Genomic DNA, 16,374 nt, shown 5'->3' with positions numbered 1-16,374 from the left:
CGGGGCCCGGCGGCCGGGCGATCGGTTGCTCCGGCTCAGCCCTGTGGGAACAGGCGTTCCAGGACCACCGCGATGCCGTCGTCCATGTTGGACAGGGTCACCTCGTCCGCGACGGCGAGCAGTTCGGGATGGGCGTTGGCCATGGCCACGCCGTGGGCGGCCCACTTGAACATGGTGACGTCGTTGGGCATGTCGCCGAACGCGATGGTGTCGGCGGCCTTGGTGCCCAGCTTGCGTGCGGCCAGGGACAGTCCGACCGCCTTGCTCAGGCCCACCGGCAGCAGCTCGACGATGCCCGTTCCGGCGTGCGTGACGTCCACCAGACCGGCGCAGATCTTGCGCGCACACGCGGTCAGCCGGTCGTCGTCGTAGTCGTCGTGGTGCAGGTAGAGCTTGAGGATCGGTTCCGACCACAGCTCGTCGCGCTCTCGGACCATGTGCACGGGCAGCGCCGGGTTGTACGGGTAGCCGCGCTCCACGACGACCTCGCCGGTCAGCCCGTCCCGGCTGACCGCGAACCGTACGTTGCCCAGTTCCTCGGTCAACCGCTCGGTGGCCATCCTGGCCAACCGTCGGTCCAGCGTGACCGACGTGAGCAGCCGCTGCTCGCCCGCGTGGTAGACCTGTGCGCCCTGCGCGCACACCGCGAGCCCCCGGTAGCCCAGCGCCTCGAACACCGAACGTGTCCAGGCCACCGCGCGTCCGGTCACTATCACGTGCTTGGCACCGGCCGCGGTGACCCGGGCCAGCGCCGCGCGGTTGCGCGCCGAGACGGTGTGGTCCTCGCGCAGGAGCGTGCCGTCCAGGTCGGTGGCGACCAGGGAGAAGGTCACGCCTGCACCGGTTCCAACACCTCACGGCCGCCGAGGAAGGGACGCAGCGCCTGTGGGACGGCCACCGAGCCGTCCGGCCGCTGGTGGTTCTCCAGGATCGCCACGATCGTGCGCGGCACCGCGCACAGCGTGCCGTTGAGCGTGGCCAGCGGGCGGGTTCCCTGCTCGTCGCGCATCCGCACCTGGAGCCGGCGGGCCTGGAACTCGGTGCAGTTCGAGGTCGAGGTGACCTCGCGGTACTTGCCCTGGGTCGGAATCCACGCCTCGATGTCGAACTTGCGCGCGGCCGAGGCACCCAGGTCGCCGGAAGCGACGTCGATCACCCGGTACGGCAGTTCGAGCCGGTTCAGGAACTCCTTCTCCCACGCCACCAGTCGCCGGTGCTCCGCCTCGGCCTCCTCCGGCGCGACGAAGCAGAACATCTCCACCTTGTCGAACTGGTGCACCCGGATGATGCCGCGGGTGTCCTTGCCGTACGTGCCGGCCTCGCGGCGGAAGCACGGCGAGAAGCCGGCGTAGCGCAGCGGCAGTTCCGCGGCCGGGATGATCTCGTCCATGTGGTACGCCGCGAGCGGCACCTCGGCGGTGCCCACGAGGTAGTAGTCGTCCGCCTCGAGGTGGAACACGTTCTCCGCGGCCTGGCCGAGGAAGCCGGTGCCCTCCATCGCGTGCGGGCGCACCAGCGCGGGCGTCAGCATCGGCGTGAAGCCGGCCTCGGTCGCCTGCGCGACGGCCATGTTGACCAGCGCGAGTTCGAGCAGCGCACCGATGCCGGTCAGGTAGTAGAAGCGCGAGCCGGACACCTTCGCGGCCCGCTCGACGTCGATCGCCTTGAGCATCCGGCCCAGCTCGACGTGGTCGCGCGGCTCGAAGCCCTCCGCCGCGAAGTCGCGCGGCGTGCCGATCTCCTCGATCGTGACGAAGTCCTCTTCGCCACCGATCGGTGCGTCCGGGTCGATCAGGTTGGCCAGCGCCTTGAGCAGCCGGTCGGTCTCGGCCTTGGCCTCGGCCTGCTCCGCGTCCGCCGTCTTGACCTCGGCGGCCAGCGTCTGGGCCCGGGTCAGCAGCTCCTGCCGCTCGTCGCCCTTGGCCTTGGAGACCTGCTTGCCCATCGACTTCTGCTCGTTGCGGAGCGCGTCGAACCGGGAGCCGGACGAGCGGCGGAGCTCGTCCGCCGCGAGCAGCGCGTCGACGATGGTCTCGTCCTCGCCGCGGGCGCGCTGCGAAGCGCGGACACGGTCGGGATCCTCACGAAGCAGTCGCAGGTCGATCACGGCCAAAGCCTACCGGGGCCCCGCGAACGGATTTCGCGAGTGCGACGAACTCGACGGCAGCAAAACAGACGTGTCGACCGGAATCCGGGCTAAGAATGAGAGATGACCTCCACTCCCACCTGGACCGGGAAGCGGCTCGACCCGGACCGGCGATTCGGCCTCAGGATGACCCTGGTCACGCTCGCGCTGCTGGTGGGCGCCCTGCCGTTCGGGCTGCTCGCGCTGTTGGTGGAGACCAAGTGGTCGCCGCTGCTCGACCTGGACAAGGACGTCGCGACCGGACTCAACGACTGGGTCCGGGAGCACCCCGGGTGGCAGCACGCGTTGCGGATTCTCAGCGACTGGGTCTGGGATCCGAACATGTACCGCCTCCTGGTGGCGATCATGTGCGTGTGGTTGTGGTGGCGCGGCGCCCGCCGACTGGTGGTGTGGGCGGTGGTCACCATGGTGGTCGGCGGCCTGCTCGGTGCGTCGCTCAAGCTCGTCTTCACCCGGGCCCGGCCGAATCTGCCCAATCCGGTCGATCACGCCGGCGGCTGGTCCTTCCCGTCCGGGCACGCGCTGATGGGTGTGGTCGGCCCCGGCGTGCTGCTGCTGGCGCTGTTGCCGCTGATACCGCGCGCCTGGCGGCCGCTCGCGTGGGTGGTCGCGATCGCCTCGGCGGTCGGAGTCGGGTTCACCCGGGTCGCGCTCGGCGTGCATTACGTCACGGACGTGGTCGGTGGCTGGGTGCTCGGTCTGATCGTGCTCGCCGCGACCTCGGCGGTCTTCGAATGGTGGCGTCGCGACGCGGGACTACCGGACGTGGACGCGACCGAGGAGGGCCTGGAACCGGAGATCGAGGGGCACGCCCTGGATCCGGAGATTTCGCACATTCGGCCCGGAACCGACGGGCACTCCTCGGATCGGCGGAACTGAAGGATCGGTGGCCGGGTAAGAATGTCGGTCATGCTGACCGAAGCAGGACGGTTCCTGCGCCGTATCGTCCTGCCCCTTGCCATATTGACCTTCGTCATGGTCGGCCTCGGTCTGCTGATCACCAAGACCCTCGACGGTGTCTGGCCGTTCACGATCGAGGACGATCTCGACCGCGCCTTCGCCGACCATCGCTCGGGCGGGTGGAACGACACCACCCACCTGTTCTCCACGATGGCCGACACCCGTGTGATCATCGCCACCACGCTGCTCGCGGTCGTGGTGGCCCGAATCGTCGGCCACTCCTGGCGCGGCCCGATGTTCCTGGCCTGCTCGGTGGCCGGTCAGGCACTGGTGTTCTTCCTTGTTCAACTCTTCGTCTCGCGCGATCGCCCGGACGTCCCGCGCCTGGACGCGGCCGCCGCGACGTCGAGCTTCCCGTCCGGGCACACCGGTGCCGCGTTCGCGCTGTACGGCGGGCTGGCGGTGCTGCTCACGAGTCGACTGCGCGGGCGCTGGCCGGCCGTCCTGGTGTGGGTGCTGCTCGGCGCGATACCGCTGGCGGTCGCCGGGAGCCGGATGTACCGCGGCATGCACCACCCCAGCGACGTGCTCATGTCGCTGCTGTACGCGAGCGTCGTGCTGGTGGTGATGAACCGCGCGCTGCTGTCCCCCAAGTCGGTCTGGGGATATCTCTCCCGACGGCGCGAGGCGCCACAGGGGGCCGACGGCGGACTGCCCCGCGCGGCGCTGGTGGTCAACCCGATCAAGCTCGACGTCGCCGAGTCGCGCACCCGGATCGACCGGATCATGCACGACGCCGGGTGGGCCGAGCCGCTGTGGCTGGAGACGACGGTGCTCGATCCGGGCGCGGGGGTGACCGCGAAGGCGCTGGCCGCGGGGGTCGACCTGGTCATAGCCGCGGGTGGCGACGGCACGATCCGCGAGTGTGCCGGTGCGCTGGCCGGTTCGGACACCCCGCTCGCGGTGATCCCGGCGGGCACCGGCAACCTGCTCGCGCGCAACCTCGGCCTGCCGATCGACATGGCCGACGCGCTGCACGTGGCCATGCACGGGCGGGACCGGCGGATCGACCTGGGCACGGTGGACCCGGACGACGAACTCGCCGGCCCGGCGGGCGTCGAAGCGCGCTGCTTCACCGCGATGGCCGGCATCGGCCTGGACGCGGCGATGGTCGCGGACGCGCCGGACGCGCTCAAGAAGAAGGTCGGCTGGCCCGCGTACGTGGTCTCCGGTGCCCGGCACCTGCGCGATCGGCGGATGCGGGTGACGTTGACCGTGGACGACGGCGAGCCGATCCGGCGGCGGGCCCGGATGGTGCTGGTCGGCAACGTCGGCGCGCTCCAGGCGGGTATGCAGTTGCTGCCGGGAGCGGTGCCGGACGACGGGCTGCTGGACGTGGTGGTGTTCGCGCCGTACGGGATGACCGGTTGGGCGCACGCCACGGTACGAGTGATAGGCCGGCGCCGCGATCAGGAGCCGGCCGTGGTGCCGGTCAAGCAGCAACGGCTGCGCCCGATCGAGCACTTCACCGGCCGACGGGTGCTGATCGAGACCGATCGGCCGGAGCCGCGCGAGCTGGACGGCGACCCGATCGGGCCCGGCACCCGGCTCGCGGTCCACATCCGGCCCGGCTCACTCACGGTGCGTGTGCCCTGAGTCGTTGCCGGTGCTGTCGGTGCTGCCGGTGCTGTTGCGAATCAGATCCCGCCGCCGCGAGCGCGGGCCAGCCATTCGCTCGCGTTGGCGAACTCGGCGTCCGAGGTGCCTCGGCGCAGTTGTGGGCGGACCCGGTCGGCGCGCGGGTAGGACCCGAGGAAACGCACCGCCGCACACACGCGCCGCAACCCCATCAGTGCCTCGCCGACCCGGGCGTCGGCGACGTGGCCCTCGGCGTCCATCGAGAAGAAGTAGTGCCCGAGCCCGTCACCGGTCGGCCGCGACTCGATGCGGGTCAGGTTGACTCCGCGGACCGCGAACTCCTGAAGGATTTCCAGGAGCGCGCCCGGGTGGTCGTCCACGATGTACGCGACCACCGTGGTGCGGTCGGCGCCGGTGGGCACGGTGGGCCGATCCGGGCGCTCGACCAGGACGAAGCGGGTGACCGCGCCCTCGACATCGTGGATGTCGGTGATCAGCGGCACCAGGCCGTACGGCCCGGCTGCGAACTCGCCCGCCAGGGCGGCGTCGTAGCGGCCCTCCTGGACCAGGCGGGCGGCGTCGGCGTTGGACGCGGACGAGTACCAGTGCGCGTCGGGCAGGTTCGCCGCGAGCCAATTGCGCACCTGCGGCTGCGCGTGCGAGTGGCTGGAGAGGGTCTTGATGTCCGCCAGGGTCACCCCGGGACGGACCAGCAGCGCGAACGCGATCGGCAGCAGGACCTCGGCGGTGATCACGAGCGGGGCACCGGTGGCCAGTTCGTCCAGCGTGATGGACACGGCCCCCTCGACCGAGTTCTCCAGTGCGACCACCGCGCCGTCGGCGTTGCCGCGGCGGACCGCGTCCAGGGCGGCGGGCACCGACTCCATCGGGGTGGCCTCGGCGTGCTCCGCGCCCGGCAGCATGCGCAGGGCGGCCTCGGTAAAGGTGCCTGCGGGGCCGAGGTAGGTCCAGCGGGGCGCGGCGGCGGGCGTGCGGGCATCGGACATGTCGTCACTGTACTGAGCCGGCCGGTGTGTTTCGGTGGCGTTCCGTGGTGTGGACGGTCACGATGCGCGGTACCGCCGCGAGGGTGAGGCTGAGCCTGTGGAAAACGCCGCGACACTGCTACCGGTGACCCCCACCCTGGGGATCGTCGCCGTGTTGCTTCTGCTCGCCGCGACGGTGGTCGCCGGGGCGGCGCGACTGGGTCACGGCCGGGCGGTGGTGGTGGCCGGGGTTCGGGCGGCGGCGCAGTTGCTGGCGGTGTCGTTCGTCATCACACACGTGGTGGATCGGCTCGGCTTCGCGGCCCTGTTCGTGATGATGATGTACGCCGTCGCGGCCCTGACGGCGGCCGGGCGGGTGATGGCGAACCGACGGTTGCTCTGGCCGGCGGTGCCGATCGTGACGGCGACGTTGCCGACCCTGGCGCTGCTGTGGGCGACCGGTCTGCTGCCGACCGAGGGCATCGTGCTGATCCCGATCGCGGGCATCCTGATCGGCGGCGCGATGACCGCGACGGTGCTGGCCGGGCGGCGGGCGCTGGAGGAGTTGACACAGCGCCACGGCGAGGTCGAAGCCGCTCTGACCTTGGGTTTCACCGATCGCGACGCGGCGATGGAGATCTGTCGGCCGGCCGCTTCCGGGGCGATGATCCCGGCCCTGGACCAGACCAGGACGGTGGGGTTGGTGACCCTGCCGGGGGCCTTCGTGGGCATGCTGCTCGGTGGGGCGACCCCGTTGCAGGCGGGGGCGGTACAGCTGTTCGTGTTGATCGCACTGCTTCAGGTCCAGGCGGTCGCGGTGGCCCTGACCATCGAGTTGGCGGCGCGCGGGCGCTTGGTGCGGACGCAGTCGGGTCGGGGGCGCACGGGCGGCTCGCGCACGCATCGGTAGGGCCGGTCGCGCACCGCCGCGCGCATGGTCGTGCCGCTCACGCCGTGCTCGCGGGCGAGCCGGTACACGGACACTTCGTCCCGGGCCCGACACCGGGTGACACGACGTGGATCGCCGGGTGTGGGTGGCTGTGCGGGCCTGTGGATAACCCTGTGGAAATCGCTGTGGAGAACTTGGGTGAGGTTGTGGGTTTCCGAGGTGGGAGGGGTCATGTGCGCAGTGTCTGTGGACAACTGGGCCGCCGACTCGAACCGGCCGGTGAGGCAGGCCACGGCATCGTGTTGATCTCGATGCCCTTGGTGAGGTCACCGGTGCGGGCGGCGGCGGAAGGGATTGGCCGTCCTCTTGTTGCTTCGCAGAATCAGTGAGTACGCACCGGCCTCGCTGATGAAGGTCATGTTCGGATTGCCGTGCGGGTCGGAGGTTCCGTAAGGATTGCTTACGGAACCCCTCTGAGCTGCGGTTTGCTGCGGTTTTCTTGACCCGGACGCTCGATGTGGTCGCCACGATGCGTATGTGCCGGCTGTCGCCCCCGCTGCTTCGAGTGGCTCCTGTCCCTCGAACGGCTCAGCGCGTTCGCCCAGATGTATGAACGATCCCGGGGCGGTCGGGTTACGCGGTGGTTGGTCCGTCTGTTCGCTCTTGGGGGATTCGCGGGCCCGGGCAGCCGAGCGAGGGTTTCCGATGGGTATCGTTTGATTCCATTGCGTGATCAGACGACCACTGGGAGGGATCTTGGCTGGTGGTGGTGGGGCCGGTGGGGGTGGCTCGGCGCGGATTCGGGTCGAGACGGGGGCGTTGCGGCACGGGGCCGCGGCGGCTCGTGAGGCGGCGGGGATGCTGCGACAGGCGGCCGGGAAGCCGAGTGCGGCGGTCGTCGGGTGTCCGGGGTTCGCGGTTGCCGCGGAGGCCGGTGCGCTGGCGGCGGCGTGGGCGGATCACCTGCGGGCGCTCGCGGACGCGTACGGCGGGGCCGGCGAGGTGCTGACGGCGAATGCCGACGCGCACGACCGCACCGAACAGGCGGCGGCGGGTGCGTTCGCGGAGGCTCGGCGCTGATGGTGACGCTGACGCAGCTTCGGGACGCCGCGTTGGGTGGACTTGATCGGGCGGTGGCCGAGTGGACCGACCTGGCGGCGGCGCTGGACGGGGTGGTCGGGCGGGCGACGACCGGTGTGGGCGGGCCGTTGCGGGCGGCGCACTGGGAGGGCGCGGACGCGGATGCGGCGGAGCGGGGTTTGGCCGCGCGTGGTGAGCAGGTCATGGTCGCGGCACAGGAGGCCCGGTGCGTGCTGACCGTGCTGGACACGGCGGCCGAGCAACTGCGGTACGCGCAGCACGATCTGCGGGCGGGGCTGGAGGAGGCCGCGGCCGCGGGGTTCACCGTGTTCGAGGACGGGCGATTGGAGGCGGCCGACCCGACGCGTGGCGTCGACCCGGCGATGCTCTCGCGGCGTCACGAGTTGGAGCAGCGGTTGGCCGCGCCGGTCCGGAAGGCGACCGAGGTCGACACACGTTGTGCGCAGACGCTGGCACGGCTGCGTCCCATGGCTACGGCCGACTGGGCGGACACCGCCGCCGACGGCGCGTGCGTGATGGCGTTGGCGGGGCTGGACCTCGCCACCATCCCGAAGGGCGATCCGGTCGCGGCGGCCAAGTGGTGGGCGGGGCTGAACCCGTCGGAGCGGGCGATGTACCTGGCCGGATACCCGGCGGTGCTGGGGGCGATGGACGGGTTGCCGACGGAGGTCCGGGACCGCGCCAACCGGGTCGCGCTGGCCGAGACGAAGGTCGCCCTGCTTGCCGAACTGGCCGCCGCGCGCGCCAAGCGGGACGCGGCGGGGCGCACCGACGACGCGAAGTGGCGATTCCGCGTCACCGCCCTCAAGGACCGCTTGGCCGCGATCGAGGGCTTGGAGGCGACCCTCCGCTCCGCCGACGACCTGTACCTGATGGGCTTCAGCGCCAAAAACGACGGCCGCGCAATCATCGCCATCGGCAACCCGGACAAAGCCACCCACACAGCGGTCTACGTCCCGGGCACGGGAGCGGGATTGGCGAGAATCGATGCGGACGTCAGCCGGATGCGGAGTCTATGGCTGGCAACTCAGCAGGTAAAGGACCCGGGCGAGGTATCGGCTATCACATGGGTCGGATACGACGCCCCAGACACACTGACGCATGCCATGAGTACGTCGTATGCAGATAGGGCGGCGCCAGCCTTCGTGAGATTCTTGAGAGGCGTCGGAGTTGCTCAAGGTATTGACTCGAATAGTCATGTGACAGTAATTGGCCACAGCTATGGCTCAGTAGTCTTGGGGCAGGCGGCGCATCTTAGTGGGGGTCTTGTTGCGAAAGATATCATCGTCGCTGGAAGTCCAGGGATGCATGTAACGCGAGCGGCCGACCTTCACGTGAATCCTCATCACGTTTGGGTGGCGGCGGCCGAGAACGACATCGTTACAGGCGTGGGATCGGGAGCGCATGCCCCAGCTGTGGATGATGGTGGAAGGCCGCGACGAGTTACCCCGGATGATTCTGAGTTCGGGGCGAATCGGTTCACAACCGATGGGGCTAACGGACATAGCGAGTACTGGTCGACACGCCATTCGGCCAGCCTGGACAATCAGGCAGCGATCGTTTCCGGAAACTACGAGGACGTTCGCCTTTTGTGGGGAGATCGCCCGTGAAACGTTGCCTCTATGTTCTGTCTCTTGTGGGATTCCTCGTTGGATGCGGCGGGAGCAGCCTGAATAGTATCGCTGAGAGCGATCCCGCATACGTAGCGGTGAAAGAATCACTGCGAGTGACGTCGAGCAGAGTTTTGGACGGGCTAGGGATTCGCGGAAGCTACCAAGCTGACGACGTATTCCATCTCTCTGACTGCGAATCCGATGCGGAGGAGCGTGGCGGGAGGGTCTGGGAAGCTGCGCACTATTGGCAGGTGGACCGGGTTGATGCGGATGAGGTTCAATTCTCTATCGAACGGCTCCGTGACAGCCTCGAAACTCAAGGTTGGATTATCGTCGATTTTGCCCGTGCTCCACAGGTGAAGAATGCGGTTGTCAGAGCCCAGGATCCCAAGGTGGGATACGTCGTTCGAGCTATCGGCGTGCGGGATAAGAATCGTGTCGCGGTTCGTGTGTCCGCACCTTGTTTCAGGGCCTCTGGGGATCTCTAGGAGGGCGGAGGCGGAAGATGGTCCAGAAGGTTAGGGAGGCGAGGGCGGCGGTGGCGAAGAGGATTGTGGAACGGAGCCACATGGCTCGGGTGACGCCTTCGGCGGCGCCGGTGGGGTCGAGGAGGGCCAGGACGAAGAGGAAGACGGCCAGGGCGTAGATGGCTGCCCAGGCCCAGCGGTTCCATTGCCACAGGGCGTGGCCGTCCATGAATCGCATCGGCAGGAGGCCGAAGACCAGGCCCACCACCGCGGCCACGAAGCACTGGGTGAGCAGGTCCTCGGCGAAGACCCAGCCGAAGGGCGCGCCGTCCGACTCGTTCAGGATGTGGGTCACCGGGATTCGCCACACCCACGCGACCACCGCGAGGCCGGCCAGGGACCACGAGCCGAGGGCTATCGCGCGGCCCTCGTCGGCCGGTGACATCCGCCGCAGGCCGGCCGAGGTGAAGGCGAGGAACAGGCCGTACACGTAGCCGGGCGTCAGGTGCAGCATGCGCGAGGCCGCGGCCAGGACCAGGGCGACGCCGAGTGCCCCCGGCAACAGCCGAGGCAGCGCCCGGATGCGCGAGACGCGGCGTCGGTACGCCTCCGCCGAGCCCTCGTAGGCCAGCACGCCCAGTGGTACCGCCGCCACCAGCGCCAGGGCGAGCGCGGCGGTGCCCGCGTTCCAGCCCGTACCCGGTTCGACCGCGACGCAGAACGCGGCCGAGAGCAGGATGAACGCCAGCACCTGCAACTCGGGGACCCGCGGCTGCGATCGAGGCCGCGCCGCTCCCGGGCGCAGTCGGCGTCGGATCCGCAGGTGGTTCTGTTCCCAGGTCTTGTTGAACAGTTCGGCCGAGAAGCCCAGCACGGGCAGCGCCACCACCGCCGTCGCGCCGGCCAGTAGCACCGGCCGGGGCTCGTCGAACAGCGCGCTCGGGCTCGGCAGGTTCACCGCCGCCTCGGACCGGTCCGTCGCCGGCGCCGCGGTTCCGGCCGCGCCGAGCACCGCGACCCGTACCGAGAAGTCGCCGTCGTACCCCGCGCCCGTCGCGCACGCGACCGTCAACGTACCCTCCCCGCCCGGGAGTTCACGTGGGACCCGGACCTCGCCCGCGAACCGCCCGTCGGCGGCCACCGGCACCGTCCCCAGCACGGTGCTGCCATGACGCACCGTCAGCGCACCGGCCCCGCCGTCGACCGGCCGGCCGCACGCGACGAATCCGCTGCCCGCGATCCGCACCGGTTGCCCGGCGGTCGGCTGCGTGGGCGTCAGCGTCAACTCCGGCTGGGCGACCCGAAAGTCGGTGCGCAGCGTGACCCCGTTGTCGGGCATCCCCGCCCCCTGCGCGAAGCAGCTCACGGTGACCGGTTGCGGGCCGCGATTCGGCCCGTCCGGCACGGTGAAGCGATATGCCTCGCCCTTGCTCCCGGTGTTCTGGACGCTGAGCTTGGTCAGGTCCCGCCCGCCCCAGGTCACCCGCGCGTCGTCGTCCGCGTTCGCGTTTCCGCAGTGCAGGTCGGTCCACAGGGTGACCTCGGTGCCCGGCGCCCCGGCGGCCGGCTCCAGAATCAGCCGCTTCGCGGACAGGTCGGCCGGTTGCTTGCGGGTCTCCTCGGTTCGATACGCGTCGATCTCGATCGCTGTCTGTGCGAGGACGTTTTCTCGCTCACCGGTGCATCGCACCGCGATCCGGTTCACCGGCCCGGAGATGCCGCCCTCCGCGACCGAGCTGAAGATCGGAACCGGAACCTCGTGCCGGAACGCGATCGAGTTGCCGTGTGCGGTGTCCACCGGCAGGTCGGCCGCGAGCAGATCCTGGTACTGCCCGGAACTGCCACCGTTGGCCGACAGCAGGTACACGTCCACCTTGTTCAATGCGCAGCCGGTCAGCCCGGAACCCCGGATCGCCACCATGTCCCCGGGCTTCGCCGTTCCGGGCGTCACGGTCACCGACGCGCCGGTGGCTCCCGTCGCCGGCGCCGCGAGGGCCAAGGGCGCCAGCGCCAGCGCCACCGCCCCGATCCCCGCCCCGAGCGCGACCCGCGCCCGCGCCTGTGGCTGGGTTGGCCCCCGCCCCCGTGTCTGCGTCCGCGTCCGGGCCCTCGTCCGGGCCCCCGTCCGCGTCCACGCCCGTACCCGCATCCGCGTCCGCAACAGTTTTCCGTTCATGGTCCCCGTTCCCCGTAGCCGAGCACCGAAGATGATGCCGGCCGGTTCCGCTTCATGGGACCTTGTCCGTCGAATCCGACATCCTTCGGGGCCGGGCGTCAGGCCCGGCGGTCGACGAACGTCTCCAGGCCGTCGAGCAGGAGACGCAGGCCGAACTCGAACACCGCCTCGCCGTCCTGGGTGAAGCTGTCCTCGGCGAGCGCGGCGAGCTTCGGATGGCGCCCGCTCGTCATCGCCGCGTTCAGCAACGGGGCCTGGGCGGACCGGAACTGCTCGTCGCTGACGCCGGTGCGCTGCTCCGCGTGCACGGTGTTGAAGTGGGTGCGCGCCATACCGCTGACGTAGCCGCCGTCGATGATCGACAGGACCGTCATCTTCTCCCGATCCGACAGCGCCGCGTCCCCGATCGCGGCCGGCGTCAGTTCCAGGGCCTGCAACGAGTTGGGGCCCAGGACCGGCCCGGCCTGATCGACGCCGAGCAACCACGGATGCCGAGGCGATCGCGATCGAGGTCTGCTGGTGCCCAACGCGGAGGCGGTGGGCAGCCTGTTCGCCGTGGCCTTCCCGTTCGGCATCGTCTCCAGCGTTTTCACGCCGCCGTCGATGATGCCGCAGTGGTTGGGGGCGGTGGCGATGTGGAATCCGGTCTCGTCCACCGCCGGCGCGATCCGCGACCTGTTCGGCAACCCGGCTCCGCACCGGGGTGGCTGGATCGAGGAGCACGCGCTGCCGATGGCGATGGTCTGGCCGGTGCTGATCACCGCGATCTTCCTGCCGCTCGCGGTGCGGCGCCTCAGGCGCTCGGTCGCTGATCACCGTCCGGCCGGTCCGTCGACGAGATCGCGGTCGGCGGCGTTAACTCTGCTACAGAACAATCTATCGGCTTACCTATCTTGTTACGCTGCCCGTATGACTTCCGAGAGCCTGGCCCCGACCGCCCTGGACCTGACCGGCATGTTCGTGCACGCCGGGCACGTGATGAACACCCGGATGGCAGCCGCCCTCGCGGCGATCGACGTCACTCCGCGCAGTTTCTGCGTGCTCGCGCACGCGGTCGATCGGGACCTGACCCAGGCTCAGGTGGCCGAGTTGGCCGACCTGGACAAGACCACGATGGTGGTCACCATGGACGAGTTGGAGCGGGCCGGACTGGCCGAGCGGCGGCCCGCGCCGACCGACCGGCGGGCGCGGATCATCGTGGTGACCGATGCCGGGCGCGACCTGATCCGGGCCGGGCGCGGCATCGTCGACGGTGTGCATCGCGAGGTGCTGGAGGCGCTGCCCGAGGACGAGCGCGCGGTGTTCGGTTCCGCGCTGGCGCGCCTGGTCGGCGGAGTGCTCGCGAACCCGGTCGAGTCCGAGGCGACGGTACGACGGGCCAGGACGCCGAAGCGGTAGGCGTTTCGGCAGAGAAGGATCCGTAAAAGAAGAGTCTGAAAGAGATCGTCTATAACAAAACCATCTGCTAACGTCTCTCCTGTGGGTCGGCCCTCCGCCGACCGGTCGTCCCGGGGAGATGAGCAGATATGTCACGCACGGTTGAATCGACGGACAGGTCACGCTGGTCGGCGCTCGCGGTGTTGTGCGCCGGGGTGTTGATGGTGGTCCTCGACGGCACGATCGTCACCGTGGCGCTGCCCGCCATCCAGAACGATCTGGGCTTTTCCCGGTCGGGCCTGGCCTGGGTGGTCAACGCGTACGGGATCGCCTTCGGCGGCCTGCTCCTCCTGGCCGGTCGGCTCGGCGACCTGATCGGGCGGCGCCGGATGTTCATCGCGGGCATGGTCGTCTTCACCGCCGCGTCGCTGCTGTGCGGCGTGGCGACCGGGCCCGAATCGCTGATCGCCGCCCGCTTCCTCCAGGGCATCGGCGGCGCGATGTCGTCGGCGGTGGCGATCGGCATGATCGTCACGCTGTTCCCGGACCCTCGTGAGCGGGCCAAGGCGATCGGTGCGTTCAGCTTCGTCGGCGCGGCGGGCGCCTCGATCGGTCTCGTGCTCGGCGGGCTGCTCACCGAGGCGTTCACGTGGCACTGGATCTTCTTCGTCAACGTGCCGATCGGCGTCGCGGCCACCGCGCTCGCCTTCCGTCTCCTGGTCGCCGACCGGGGGCTCGGGCGGTCCGCGGGCGCGGATCTGTGGGGCGCGCTGCTGATCACATCCGGTCTGATGGTGCTCGTCTACACGATCGTGGAGGCCGACGTACAGGGCTGGGTCTCGGTGCGGACACTCGGCACGGGTGCGGTCTCGCTGCTGCTGACCCTCGGGTTCGTGGTGCGCCAGGCCAGGGCGCGGACGCCGTTGTTGCCGCTGCGGGTGTTCCGGTCGGCGCGGGTGTCGGGAGCCAACGCGATCCAGACGCTGATGGTCGGCGCGCTGTTCGCCTTCCAGTTGATGATCGCGCTGTACCTCCAGCACGTGCTCGGCTACGGCGCGGCCCGGACGGGCGTCGCGATGTTGCCGTCGGCGGTCGTCGTCGGCATCGTCACACTCGGCTTCTCGGCCCGGATCAACGCCCGCTTCGGCGAGCGCAATGTCGTGGTCGCGGGCTTGGCCCTGCTCCTGGTCGGGCTGCTGTTCCTGGCCCGGGTGCCGGCCGACGGCGACTACGTCACCGACGTGTTGCCCGCGATGCTGCTGCTGGCCGGCTTCGGTCTGGCCATTCCCGCGCTCACCACACTGGGCATGTCCGGGGCCACCGCCGACGACGCCGGAGTGGTCGGCGGTCTGTTCAACACCACCCAGCAGGTCGGCGGCGCACTCGGGCTGGCCGTACTGAACACGCTCTCCAGCGCCAGGGCCGAGCGGTTGCTCGCCGAGGGCAGGCCCGCTTCGGAGGCGCTGACCGGCGGCTACACCCTCGCCTTCGGCATCGGCGCCGGCTTGATCGCCGCCGCGATCGCTCTCACCCTGCTGGTGCTGCGCTCCCCGAACCGGGACCGGAAGTCGACCGTGGTGGCGGAAGGCGCGCAGGTGGCCAACGAGTTGCCGGCCCACGCCCGCTGACCGTCAACCACCCCAAGGCCCTTGTCGCACCCGCGGCGAGGGCCTTCGGCGCCTGTCCGGAGCGGGCCGACCGGCCCGGAACTCACCCCGTGGGCACGCGAATTGCGGTATATGGACCCGTTCGGGTGAATCCTGGTGGGATTTTGATCTTTCGGATGATTGGTAACCCTAAGCTCACGCTCGTAAGAAGCTTGCCTGAGCCGGTTTCGGCCCCAGCGCAGTGTGTTCACCACCGCGCCAGGGGCCTGCCCGATACGAGATGAGCAATATCCCGTATGGATGTCCTCCACCGTACCCACATCCCTTCCGCCGCAGGGCCCAACCGCGCATATCCCACCCCTTCGGGTGTGGCCCGATGACCATCGTCCGGGCCGAGCACAAGCGCGACTTCGTTCAGGTGACCAACTCCCTCGCCCGCGACGACCGGTTGGAGTACGGCGCTCGCGGACTGGCCGAGGAGCTGCTCTCCCGTCGGCACGTCGCCACCTACGACTCGCGCGCGATCGCCGCCAAGTGCCGCCGGGAAGGCCGGAGTACGATCCGGCGCTACTTCGCCCAGCTCCAGGAGCACGGCTACCTGCGTCGGCGGACCGTCCGGGACGAGCGCGGGCGCCTGATCACCCAGACCGTGCTGTGCGAGGACCCCAACGCCGCCGATCCCTTCGCGGAACTCGACGCCGCCGCCGCGCGGGAAGGGGAGAAGCGCCTGGTCGCACCGACAGCCAGGATCCCGGCCACCGGCCGACCGGCCGCCGCGCGGTGGGTCGGTAAACCCCCCGATACGCACATGCCGAATACGTGTGGGGAATCCCTTTCCACCCCCCTCCCCACGACCCGGACGTGCGCGCGCGGAGCGCCCGAACGCGCGTCCCCGGCCGACCGCGACCCGCTCGACTCGTTCGTGTTCCCCGAACACATCGAGCAGGCCGGGCAATTGCTGGGCGAACTCCGCCTCGACGCCCCTCGCCTGACCCTGGGCGCCCGTGACATCGACTACCTCACGCCGCTCGCCGCGGAGTGGCTCGCGCGTGGTGTCCCCTACCACCGGGTCGTGTACGCCCTCACCTGCGGCCTGCCCGACCGGATCGCCGCGCCCGCGCGGTTGGTCGAGCATCGGCTGTCGACCAAGATTCCGCCGGCGGACCCCGACTACACCCCACCGTGGCCGTTCGCACCCGCACCGCCCCCGAGGATCCGCGCTCGAACCCCGTCCCCGAAGATTCCCGCCCAGGCGCCGGCGCCGTCGTCCGAACGCCTCGACGACGCGCGGTGCGGTACCTGCGAAGGCGACATGCCCCGCGGTACGTACGGCGACCGGGCGATCTGCGTCGACTGCCGAAACGACAGTTACGCCCATACCGCCGACGCCGGCGTCGCCAAGCTCCGAGCGGCGCTTCGCGAAGCGCGCGACAGGCGCTGATCCGCGCGGCCGGTGCCGACCGGTGCCGACCCG

General features: G+C 70.1%; 14 protein-coding genes and 1 pseudogene. 9 read left to right on the top strand and 6 right to left on the bottom strand.

Going from position 1 to position 16,374, the window contains the following annotated elements:
* Positions 1 to 35 precede the first annotated feature (35 nt).
* Both A3IC_RS0147435 and serS read right to left on the bottom strand, forming a co-directional pair.
* Complete coding sequence (locus tag A3IC_RS0147435) at positions 36 to 833, bottom strand: HAD family hydrolase (RefSeq protein ID WP_020557082.1); 798 nt, start codon at positions 831 to 833, stop codon at positions 36 to 38.
* Entirely contained in the window at positions 830 to 2,107 is a 1,278-nt protein-coding gene (serS, locus tag A3IC_RS0147430) for a serine--tRNA ligase (protein WP_026219573.1), read from the bottom strand. Before serS ends, A3IC_RS0147435 begins: the two co-directional genes overlap by 4 nt.
* 102 nt (positions 2,108 to 2,209) lie before the next feature.
* On the opposite strand from serS, the gene A3IC_RS0147425 reads away from it, so the two are divergent.
* Positions 2,210 to 3,025 (top strand): phosphatase PAP2 family protein, encoded by an 816-nt coding sequence (locus A3IC_RS0147425; RefSeq protein ID WP_020557080.1) that lies wholly within the window; start codon positions 2,210 to 2,212, stop codon positions 3,023 to 3,025.
* A 30-nt stretch (positions 3,026 to 3,055) separates the two neighbouring features.
* Complete coding sequence (locus A3IC_RS0147420; RefSeq protein ID WP_158696385.1) at positions 3,056 to 4,702, top strand: bifunctional phosphatase PAP2/diacylglycerol kinase family protein; 1,647 nt, start codon at positions 3,056 to 3,058, stop codon at positions 4,700 to 4,702.
* 41 nt (positions 4,703 to 4,743) lie between these two features.
* On the opposite strand, the gene pheA is transcribed toward A3IC_RS0147420, so the two are convergent.
* Entirely contained in the window at positions 4,744 to 5,691 is a 948-nt protein-coding gene (pheA, locus tag A3IC_RS0147415) for a prephenate dehydratase (protein WP_020557078.1), read from the bottom strand.
* Between the two features lie 115 nt (positions 5,692 to 5,806).
* Here pheA and A3IC_RS0147410 point away from each other — a divergent pair, with 115 nt between their 5' ends.
* Complete coding sequence (locus tag A3IC_RS0147410) at positions 5,807 to 6,580, top strand: ABC transporter permease (protein ID WP_040878661.1); 774 nt, start codon at positions 5,807 to 5,809, stop codon at positions 6,578 to 6,580.
* Positions 6,581 to 6,885: 305 nt separating this feature from the next.
* Here A3IC_RS0147410 and A3IC_RS73945 read toward each other — a convergent pair whose 3' ends face one another.
* The gene (locus A3IC_RS73945) at positions 6,886 to 7,164 is read right to left on the bottom strand and encodes a BRO family protein (RefSeq protein ID WP_425387409.1); all 279 of its coding nucleotides are present in this window, start codon (positions 7,162 to 7,164) and stop codon (positions 6,886 to 6,888) included.
* Positions 7,165 to 7,417: 253 nt separating this feature from the next.
* Between A3IC_RS73945 and A3IC_RS0147405 the strand changes: the two genes are divergently transcribed.
* Both A3IC_RS0147405 and A3IC_RS0147400 read left to right on the top strand, forming a co-directional pair.
* A complete protein-coding gene (locus A3IC_RS0147405) occupies positions 7,418 to 7,639 on the top strand; it encodes a hypothetical protein (RefSeq protein ID WP_020557076.1) in 222 nt (73 codons plus the stop codon).
* Positions 7,639 to 9,270 carry an alpha/beta hydrolase gene (locus A3IC_RS0147400; RefSeq protein ID WP_020557075.1) on the top strand — a complete coding sequence of 544 codons (1,632 nt, stop codon included), beginning with the start codon at positions 7,639 to 7,641 and terminating at the stop codon, positions 9,268 to 9,270. The genes A3IC_RS0147405 and A3IC_RS0147400 overlap by 1 nt, the downstream gene beginning before the upstream one ends.
* A 468-nt stretch (positions 9,271 to 9,738) precedes the next feature.
* On the opposite strand, the gene A3IC_RS0147395 is transcribed toward A3IC_RS0147400, so the two are convergent.
* Together A3IC_RS0147395 and A3IC_RS60790 are read right to left on the bottom strand one after the other, a co-directional pair.
* A complete protein-coding gene (locus A3IC_RS0147395) occupies positions 9,739 to 11,760 on the bottom strand; it encodes an FGLLP motif-containing membrane protein (RefSeq protein WP_020557074.1) in 2,022 nt (673 codons plus the stop codon).
* A gap of 254 nt (positions 11,761 to 12,014) precedes the next feature.
* Positions 12,015 to 12,398, bottom strand: coding sequence for a TetR/AcrR family transcriptional regulator C-terminal domain-containing protein (locus A3IC_RS60790; protein ID WP_020557073.1), 384 nt, complete (start codon positions 12,396 to 12,398; stop codon positions 12,015 to 12,017).
* 28 nt (positions 12,399 to 12,426) lie between these two features.
* On the opposite strand from A3IC_RS60790, the pseudogene A3IC_RS64025 reads away from it, so the two are divergent.
* The 4 genes and pseudogenes from A3IC_RS64025 to A3IC_RS67110 all read left to right on the top strand — a co-directional run.
* Positions 12,427 to 12,717: pseudogene (locus A3IC_RS64025) on the top strand (ABC transporter permease); the annotation flags it as partial.
* Positions 12,718 to 12,825: 108 nt separating this feature from the next.
* Entirely contained in the window at positions 12,826 to 13,314 is a 489-nt protein-coding gene (locus A3IC_RS0147385) for a MarR family winged helix-turn-helix transcriptional regulator (protein WP_026219572.1), read from the top strand.
* 128 nt (positions 13,315 to 13,442) lie between these two features.
* Positions 13,443 to 14,921 carry a DHA2 family efflux MFS transporter permease subunit gene (locus tag A3IC_RS0147380; protein WP_052174126.1) on the top strand — a complete coding sequence of 493 codons (1,479 nt, stop codon included), beginning with the start codon at positions 13,443 to 13,445 and terminating at the stop codon, positions 14,919 to 14,921.
* A 355-nt stretch (positions 14,922 to 15,276) separates the two neighbouring features.
* On the top strand, positions 15,277 to 16,341 hold the full coding sequence (locus A3IC_RS67110; protein ID WP_020557070.1) for a hypothetical protein: 1,065 nt from the start codon (positions 15,277 to 15,279) through the stop codon (positions 16,339 to 16,341).
* The last annotated feature ends 33 nt before the right edge of the window (positions 16,342 to 16,374 follow it).

Origin of the sequence: Embleya scabrispora DSM 41855, assembly GCF_000372745.1 — a bacterium.
GTDB lineage: Bacteria > Actinomycetota > Actinomycetes > Streptomycetales > Streptomycetaceae > Embleya > Embleya scabrispora.
This window is presented reverse-complemented; position numbering and strand designations above follow the sequence as displayed.

Excerpts from the sequence above, each read along its gene's own strand:
- A3IC_RS0147380 (WP_052174126.1), top strand. The coding sequence starts at position 13,443 with ATGTCACGCACGGTTGAATCGACGGACAGGTCACGCTGGTCGGCGCTC.
- A3IC_RS0147385 (WP_026219572.1), top strand. The coding sequence starts at position 12,826 with ATGACTTCCGAGAGCCTGGCCCCGACCGCCCTGGACCTGACCGGCATG.
- A3IC_RS0147405 (WP_020557076.1), top strand. The coding sequence starts at position 7,418 with ATGCTGCGACAGGCGGCCGGGAAGCCGAGTGCGGCGGTCGTCGGGTGT.
- A3IC_RS0147420 (WP_158696385.1), top strand. The coding sequence starts at position 3,056 with ATGCTGACCGAAGCAGGACGGTTCCTGCGCCGTATCGTCCTGCCCCTT.
- A3IC_RS0147400 (WP_020557075.1), top strand. The coding sequence starts at position 7,639 with ATGGTGACGCTGACGCAGCTTCGGGACGCCGCGTTGGGTGGACTTGAT.
- A3IC_RS0147425 (WP_020557080.1), top strand. The coding sequence starts at position 2,210 with ATGACCTCCACTCCCACCTGGACCGGGAAGCGGCTCGACCCGGACCGG.
- A3IC_RS67110 (WP_020557070.1), top strand. The coding sequence starts at position 15,277 with ATGACCATCGTCCGGGCCGAGCACAAGCGCGACTTCGTTCAGGTGACC.
- pheA (WP_020557078.1), bottom strand. The coding sequence starts at position 5,691 with ATGTCCGATGCCCGCACGCCCGCCGCCGCGCCCCGCTGGACCTACCTC.